We start from the raw sequence: 8,767 nt of genomic DNA, 5'->3' as shown, positions 1-8,767 counted from the left end.
GCAGGTCATTGGGAAGAAGGCTTGCGCAGGTCATTGGCTTGCGCAGGTCATTGGGCATAGGTATCCGTGGGTATACCTCACTTTTTTGAGAACCGCTATAGAATCTGATTGAATATTTTTCAGAATATGTAAGCAGCTCTACCTAATTTAACGTAAAATACTGATCGCTAACAAGTATTCTGTGTATGTCTTCTACCTTCTACCTTCTACCTAATGACTAATGACTGATGACTGATGACTAATAACTAATAACTAATGACTAATAACTAATAACTAATAACTAATGACTTATGACGGTTAATCCAGTATCTGTTAATTCCAGCGCCAGCCTGATTTCTCCTGAGATTGGCTTTCCGGCGATCGCTCCGACTCACCCTCCTTTAAAAATAGGAATTTTAGCCTCAGGTAGCGGCAGTAACTTCGAGGTAATTGCCGAAGCCATCCAGCAGGGACAACTCAATGCTGAAATCCCAGTATTAATTTACAACAATCCCGAAGCTAAAGCTGCCGCCCGCGCCGAAAAATACGGGATTCCCTCGATTTTGCTCAATCACCGCGATTGCAAAAGCCGCGAACAATTAGATACAAAAATTGTTAAAACTTTTCAAGCCCATGATATAGAATGGGTGGTGATGGCGGGTTGGATGCGCATTGTTACCAAAGTTTTGCTTGATGCTTTTGCCGACAAAGTTATTAACATTCACCCCAGCTTACTGCCTAGTTTCCCAGGAATTCGCGCCGTTGAACAAGCACTCGCCGCTAAGGTTAAAATCACCGGATGTACGGTGCACATCGCGCATTTGGAAGTAGACAGCGGGCCGATTTTAATGCAGGCTGCGGTGCCTGTCTTGCCTGACGATACGGCAGAAACACTGCACGCCAGAATTCAGGTGCAAGAGCACAAAATCATGCTAGGTGCGATCGCCCTGATTGCCGAATCTCATCAAAAATATCGTGACTAAAAACCCTACCAGTGCCGCATCTTCCCCAGAATTACCCGTCAGCGACTCGCCCGAAAGTGGGCCGCCGCTGACTGATTCTAATCGCCTGAAATTAATCCTCAAAGAAAGACTCAAAAAGAACATCAGCATCAAGGGAGAATTTTATCTGCCTTGTTTGCCATCAATGCTAGAAGACTATCTTAAATTACTCTCAGACTTCTTAACAAATCTCGGGCAAAACCTCGACGCTGCTCAATCCGAAAACTTGCGAACATTAATCGCTAACGCCTTAGCAGAAGGATTCAAAAATTCCCCCCACGCTAATCTCATAGTCTCATACTTTCCCGCCAATTCCCAAACAGGCTTAGGCGGCGGGATTACTCTAAATACCAAGATTCAAATTGAATCGATGGCCCAGAAATATCATACCTGGCCCTCCATTCGTCCCGAACCTTTATTTGGCAGCCATCCCGATGCTAAAGTTATCGCTATTGCTGCCGAATTAGGTGAACCGGGTAAAGCAGCTATTTTAGATGTTGGTGCGGGCCCAGGGCGCAATAGTCTGCCTTTAGCCCGGTTAGGACATTCCGTGGATGCGATCGAGCTAACGCCCATATTTGCCGAAAAACTCTCAGCAGCAGCCACCGCCGAAAACTTGCCGATTCATGTCATCCAAGGCGACGTTTTAGATCCCTTGTTGAGGATGAAAACCTATCGGTACAAATTAGCGATTGCTACCGAAGTTCTCTCGCATTTCCGCTATCCCGAACAAGTCCGTTTGTTCCTCGGCAAAATGTCCGATGCTGTGTTAAGCGGCGGCTTTATCTTATTCAGTGCTTTCTTAGCCGTCGATGGGTACGAACCTGATGAAATGGCAAAACAAATGTCAGAATTGTGTTGGTCTTATCTGATTACAAAGCAAGAATTGGAAGCAGCTATCGAGGGTTTACCGTTAGAAATTATTGCCGATGAATCGGTGATTGAATACGAACAAAAACATTTGCCTGATGCTGCGTGGCCGCCGACACCTTGGTTTGTCAGTTGGGCGAGCGGCCGCGATTTATTTCCCGTGCAAGAAACGCCGCCCATCGAGTTGCGGTGGATACTGGTTAAACGCTTGTAATAGTAGGTGCGTCAGATTTTAGCTTTTTGATGATTGAGAAAATAACGCACTCGCTCCGCATCATACGACAAATTTTAGCTAGTAAGGTGCGTCAGATTGTAGCTTGTCGATTTTTGAGAAAATAACGCACTCGCTCCGTACCCTACGGCAATTTTCCCTAATCTACCTAGTTTTATTTTTGGTTTTTCTTTAAATATAGTTTTGACACTCAAGCATCTCTTTCAAACTTGATAAATCAAAAATTTTTGTGCCCTGATAGTCAAAATACTTGCCTTTTCTATCGACTAAAACTGTTTTAATTCCAAACTTGTCAGCTCCCTCAATATCATCTTCGATTGAGTCACCAACCATTAAAACCTGTGATGGTTCTATATTTAAATCATGGATAACAAATTCAAAAACTTTACAGCTAGGTTTGCAAAAGCCAATTTCTTCACTAATATAGATTTTCTTAATATATTGAGCTAGCTTTAATGCCTTGATTTTATCTCTTTGCCCGTCCGAAGGTCCATTTGTAAGAACAGCAGTATTAATTTCTTTTTCTTCTAAAGTTTTTAGTAAGGGAATCACATCATCAAATAATGTTATTGCGTGATTAGCCTCTTTCATGTAAATAGAATTTAGTGCTGAAGAAAACGCTAAAGGATTTTCGTGAGCGCCTTGTATAACATCAGCATAGCGACGCAACCTATACTCGTCCCTTGAAATAACTCCATTAAGAAATTGTCGGAACAACGTAGGTTCTATCAAGCTATAACTCTTCCAGAATTGGTTAACATCTATCCCAGATAATTCAAGAACTCGATTAACAAGACTTATTGCGTTTTTTTTGGCTTTCTGATAATCACAAAGTGTATCATCTAAATCAAAAATGACGTATTTTATTATAGCCAATTATTTCTACCCCCCTAATTGTTCATCCCAAATTATACAAACTCCAACACCAACTGTTCTCGATCGATACAGAGCGTAGTAGGGTGCGTCAGATCGTAGCTGGTCGATTTTTGATGAAATCACGCACTCTGACGCACCCTACAAGATTGTTTATCGGTGAAAAATCTATTTTTCAACCTCCGAGGCCCGCAGTTGTCCGCAGGTGGCATCTGCTTCTAAGCCGCGAGAATACCGCACGCTAACTGCAATTTTCTTTTCCTTTAAAACCGCCACAAATTGTTTTATTCGATTGGGAGTCGGCCGCTTATATTCAGCTTCCTGAATCGGATTGTAAGGAATCAAATTGACATGACACTGAAAACCGCGCAACTGACTTGCTAACTCGGCTGCGTGTTCCGGTAAGTCATTCACATTGGCTAACAGCACGTATTCAAAGCTTAACCTGCTGCCAGTCGATCGCACCGATCGCCATTATTGCTGAAAATGCTAGAAAATTGTAGCGCGCCCGCAGTAAGGTAGGGGCAGATTAGAGTAGGGATACATCAGAAGAGTGGATATTTCGTTAGAGGTGCGGTGGGGCGATCGGCTGATGGCTGTATTGTTGGGTTTGGCTGGATTAGCTATAATTTGCGAAAGCATCGCGTCAATGATTTTGACTTTGTATTCATTAACGATTACTTAAATAAATAGTTACTATCTCTTAACTTTAGCGTCGTAGTATCTGTCTTTGGGAGTGAAAAACGATCGCAAACTAGGGGAATAAGTGTTATGGCAGCAAAGTTAGTGATTTCGGGCTACATGGCAAATCCAGCCGGTACAGATAGCCCTTACGAGTATTTACAGGTAATTGCTACAGGCGCGATCGACTTTGCAGCGACGCCCTACACGGTGGTGTGGGCAAATAATGGAACTGCAATTCCCAACGGATGGGTTAGCGGGGCTGCTTTAACCTACGGTTTTAGTATTAATTCCGGCAGTCTCGCCGCTGGACAAGTTGCTTATATAGGCGGTTCTGGTAGGCTAATTAATGGTATCGGCACTACAGATATTTCTACGGCAAATTGGCTGAAAACTATCAATACAGGCACAACTGCGGGTGATGGTTTTGGAACTGCGGCGGCTGCTGGGCCTTTGGGAAATGGGGGCGCTAATGCTGATGGAATTGCGATTTTTGATGTTCCGGTTGCCAGTATTACTAATACAACTGTTCCGATTGATGCTGTATTTTTTGGCACTGGTGTAGGGACGGCAAATCCTGCGACTGGCGGTTATGTATTGCCAACAAATGATATCTACAATAATGGACAAGGAACTTTTGGGAAAGGAACTAATACAACTCTTTTTCCCGATCCTGCTGGCGGTGATTTTACTAAGTTAACTGGAACTTACAATGCTGTTACTGGTACTTGGACGACGGCCCGTACAGCTACTGCTGTGACTAATCCTACTACACTGGCAAATATTACTCCGGCTGTGACGATCGCCACAACCACTCCTTTACCCGACTTAACCATCACCAGCAGCGCCCCTGCGACAGCAACGGTTAATACTCCCTTCAACTACACGCTGACATTAGCCAACAGCGGTACTGCTGCTGCGACGGTCGTTCGTGCCAACTTCACTTTACCTGCGGGGGTGACATACAATTCGGCCTTGGGTACGGGTTTTACTGCGACTCAAGCGGCTGGAGTCGTGACTTTTACTGGCGGTGCGATCGCGGCTGGCGGTAGCATTCCCTTGACTGTTAATGTGACTCGTACTACTGCGGGTACTGTCACTAGCGCTGCTGGGGCCGCCGTTGCAGATCCGGCGCCCGGTACGATCGCCGAAAGCAACGAAACTAACAATTCCTCAACTACCGCCGTCACTACAACTGTGACAGCGATTGCTAACACTCCGCCAACGATCGCACCGAGTGCAGCTTCTACATTTTTAACAGTTCCTAGTTTATCAGGCGTCATCAACGACCCCACAGATCCGGCTAAGAATTTCGGCGTTAACTTCACTTTAGCCGATGCGGAGACTGCTGTTGGGAGTTTGACATTAACGGCAACTAGCAGCAATACTGCGGTGGTTCCAAATGCCAATTTAACGATTAGTGGAACTGGCGCAAGTCGCAATCTAAAAATTAATCCTGTAGGTGTCGGTTTTGCTGATTTGACTGTTACTGTAAGTGACGGCACAAACACGACATCTACTGTTCTCAAATACGCTGCTTCGGCTGCTTCGGGAACTCCCGCTGTTAGCCGTTTTTTGACTGGAACAAGCGATGCTAGTACGGCGATCGCGATCGACTCTAACTATATGTTAGTTGGCGATGACGAAGACCAAACTATTCGTTTGTACGATCGCACAAATTCCGGTTTACCAGTCAAAACCTTTGACTTTACCAACTCTCTCGGTTTGACGGATATCTCCGGCGGTATTCCCAGGGAAGTTGACATCGAAGCTTCAACCCGCGTCGGTAATAGAATTTACTGGTTGGGTTCCCAAAGTAACGCCAGCGGTGGCAATTTGCGCCCGAACCGTTATCGCTTATTTGCGACGGATATTTCCGGTACCGGCGCGACAACTAATCTGACTTTTGCTGGCAAATATGACAACCTCCGCACCGATTTGATCGCGTGGGGAAATACGAATGGTTTCAATTTTACTGCTAGTGCGGCTGCGGGCAAAATCCCAGAAGCTACTACCTTAGACGGTTTCAATATCGAAGGTTTGACGATCGCACCCAACGGCACTACTGGCTATGTGGCATTCCGCGCGCCACAAGTTCCCGCAAGCGATCGCACAAAAGCTTTGATCGCACCGATTACCAACTTCGCCGACTTGGTTACGGGAAAGGCTACTAGCGCGACAATTGGTGCTCCGATTCAATTGGATTTGGGCGGGCGCGGAATTCGCAGTATCGATCGCAATGCTAACAACCAATACCTAATTGTCGCCGGCCCGGCTGACAGCGCTACGGGGACTGCGCCGAAAGATTTCCGGTTGTATACTTGGACTGGAAATGCTGCTGATGCGCCACAAGTGCGATCGGCTGACTTGACGGCTTTGAATGCAGGTGGCAGTTTTGAATCAATTGTCGAAGTCCCGAGTAACTTAACCGATAGCAGTCAGATTCAGCTATTAGTTGATAACGGCGATAATGTGTGGTACAGCGACAATATTATCTCGAAAGATTTGCCCCAGGACAACTTCCAAAAATTCCGCAGCGATATCGTAACTTTGGGTGCTACTCCGATCCGCATCCGCAACATTCAAGGCGCAAGTCACACATCACCTTTAGCCACTCAAACTGTTAGCAATGTTCCCGGTGTAGTCACAGCGGTAATTAGCAGCGGTGGGGGTCGCGGCTTTTATATGCAAGACCCGACTCCCGACACCGGGGCGAATCCAAATTCTACATCGGAAGCGGTTTTTGTGTTCTTGGGAAGTTCCACAATACCCAATCCTACTGTCGGACAATCGGTACAAGTAACCGGTCGAGTTGACGAATTCCGCCCCGCCAACAACGCCACCAATCTGACGACTACCCAAATTAACGCTACGGTGGCTGGGGCTGCTGTAGGGGCGATCGCATCTTTGGGAACAATTACTCCAACAATCGTCGGTACGGGCGGCCGCCTTCAACCGACAACCTTTATACAAAACGACTTCACTGCTACCGGCAATGTCGAAACAGGCGGCGATTTCGATCCGACAACCGAAGGCATCGACTTCTACGAAAGTTTAGAATCAATGCTGGTACAAGTCAACAATCCGGTTGTTGTCGGCCCCACAAACGAGTTTGGCGAATTCTACGTTTTGCCAGATAACGGTGCGAATGCTACGGGTAGAACAAGTCGCGGCGGGATTGCCGTTTCTGCAACTGATTTCAATCCCGAACGCATTCAAATTGACGACACTTTGCTGAATCCTCCCACCAACGGCAGCTTGTCGCCTGTTACCAACGTCGCCGACAAATTAAGCACAGTTACGGGCGTTATCAGTTACAGTTTCAGCAATTACGAGCTTTTAAATACCGCTCAAATTCCTCAAGCCAGCGTTACATCCGGCGGACTGACTAAGGAAGTTACAAACTTAACTGGAAGTGCCAGCCAGCTAACAGTTGCTACTTTCAATGTCGAAAACTTAGACCCCAGCGACACCGCGAAATTCCCCGCTATCGCCAGCCGCATTGTCACCAATCTAAAAAGTCCTGACATTATCAATGTCGAGGAAATTCAAGACAACAACGGCGCGACTAACGACGGCGTAGTTGCGGCTGATACAACTTACAACACCTTAATTTCCGCAATTAAAACAGCGGGCGGCCCGACTTATGAATTCCGGCAAATTAACCCGGTAAACAACCAAGATGGCGGCGAACCGGGCGGCAATATTCGCGTCGGATTCTTGTTCAATCCCAGCCGCGTTAGTTTTGTCGATCGCCCGGGCGGTACTTCCACAACCGCAACCACGGTTAACACCGTCAGCGGCGCGCCCGCGCTGTCAGCAAGTCCCGGCAGAATTGACCCGACCAACGCAGCATTTAACACCAGCCGCAAGCCTTTAGTTGGTGAATTTGTATTCAACGGCCAATCGGTGTTTGTAATTGCGAATCACTTCAATTCCAAAGGTGGCGACCAACCGCTTTTCGGCCCCAACCAACCGCCTGTTCTGAGTTCAGAGACTCAGCGCCTCCAACAAGCACAAATTGTCAACAATTTTGTGGATAGTATTTTAGCAGTTGATGCCAATGCGAATGTGATTGTTGCGGGAGATTTGAACGATTTTCAATTTTCCGAACCGCTGAATGTTGTCCGGGGAATTCCCGGCGGTAGCGGCACTGCTGTTTTGCAAAATTTAATCGAAACTCTGCCGGAAAACGAGCGCTATACCTACAATTTCCAAGGCAACGCCCAGGTGCTCGACCACATTTTAGCTAGCAATAATTTAGCTAAAAACTTAGCCGGATTTGATGTGGTTCACATCAACTCAGAATTTGCCCAGCAAGACAGCGATCACGATCCGAGTGTCGCCCGATTTAACATTGCCTTACCGACGCCGACTGTCACTATTACTGCGACAGACGCAGCCGCCGCTGAATCTGGTTCAAATCCTGGTACTTTCCGCATTGCGCGATCGGGCAGTACCGCACTGCCGCTGACAGTCAATTATACAACTGCTAGCGGTACGGGCTTTGCCACCAGCAATGATTACACGCCGAATTTAACGGGTAGCATTATCATTCCGGCGGGTCAATCTTTTGCGGATGTTACTATTACTCCAATAGATGACAGCCTTGTGGAAGGTAGCGAAGCTGTGAAGCTGACTTTAGTCGGTGCGGCTGCTTACAAATTGGGGGCTGCTGGTACTGAAACTGCTTCCGTGGCGATCGCCGATAACGATGTATCAGCCCCGGGAACTTTTAACTTCAGCAACGCCACTTACAGCGTTAATGAAAACGGCGCAACCCAAACAATTACGGTTAATCGTACAGGTGGGACTAATGTTTCCGCCTCTGTTAGTTACGGCACTGCTGACGGTAGCGCCACCGCCGGAAGTGACTACACTGCAACATCGGGTACGTTAAACTTTTTGTCTGGTGAAACAAGCAAAACTTTCACTATTCCGATCGCAAATGACACCTTAGTAGAAGGGAATGAAACTGTCACTCTCAGCTTGACAAATGCCACAAATAATGCAACTTTGGGCAATCAGAAAACGGCGATTTTGACGATCGTCGATACGACGGCGACTCCCACACCAACTCCCACACCAACTCCCACACCAACTCCCACACCAACTCCCACACCAACTCCCA

5 protein-coding genes and 1 pseudogene are annotated in these 8,767 nt (G+C 46.8%); 4 read left to right on the top strand and 2 right to left on the bottom strand.

All coding sequences use genetic code 11. The features are described 5' to 3' along the window. The first annotated feature begins 290 nt into the window (after nt 1-290). Nucleotides 291-962: a phosphoribosylglycinamide formyltransferase gene (gene purN / locus QT974_RS15325; RefSeq protein ID WP_333469323.1), complete on the top strand. Its 672-nt coding sequence runs from the start codon at nt 291-293 to the stop codon at nt 960-962. After that, nucleotides 955-2,064 carry a class I SAM-dependent methyltransferase gene (locus QT974_RS15320; RefSeq protein WP_333469322.1) on the top strand — a complete coding sequence of 370 codons (1,110 nt, stop codon included), beginning with the start codon at nt 955-957 and terminating at the stop codon, nt 2,062-2,064. Before purN ends, QT974_RS15320 begins: the two co-directional genes overlap by 8 nt. A gap of 189 nt (nt 2,065-2,253) precedes the next feature. Here QT974_RS15320 and QT974_RS15315 read toward each other — a convergent pair whose 3' ends face one another. Then, the gene (locus QT974_RS15315; protein ID WP_333469321.1) at nt 2,254-2,958 is read right to left on the bottom strand and encodes an HAD family hydrolase; all 705 of its coding nucleotides are present in this window, start codon (nt 2,956-2,958) and stop codon (nt 2,254-2,256) included. 165 nt (nt 2,959-3,123) lie between these two features. After that, a pseudogene (locus QT974_RS15310) lies at nt 3,124-3,420 on the bottom strand (23S rRNA (adenine(2503)-C(2))-methyltransferase RlmN); the annotation flags it as partial. A gap of 88 nt (nt 3,421-3,508) precedes the next feature. On the opposite strand from QT974_RS15310, the gene QT974_RS15305 reads away from it, so the two are divergent. Together QT974_RS15305 and QT974_RS15300 are read left to right on the top strand one after the other, a co-directional pair. Then, a complete protein-coding gene (locus QT974_RS15305; RefSeq protein WP_333469320.1) occupies nt 3,509-3,640 on the top strand; it encodes a hypothetical protein in 132 nt (43 codons plus the stop codon). Between the two features lie 86 nt (nt 3,641-3,726). Beyond that, nucleotides 3,727-8,767: Calx-beta domain-containing protein (locus tag QT974_RS15300; protein ID WP_333469319.1), on the top strand; the 5,041-nt coding region annotated here is incomplete at its 3' end.

The organism is Microcoleus sp. BM001215392 (assembly GCF_036700185.1).
Classification (GTDB): domain Bacteria; phylum Cyanobacteriota; class Cyanobacteriia; order Cyanobacteriales; family Microcoleaceae; genus Microcoleus.
The sequence above is the reverse complement of the archived record's forward strand: the minus strand, read 5'-3'. Positions and strand labels throughout refer to the sequence as shown.

Excerpts from the sequence above, each read along its gene's own strand:
- purN (WP_333469323.1), top strand. The coding sequence starts at position 291 with ATGACGGTTAATCCAGTATCTGTTAATTCCAGCGCCAGCCTGATTTCT.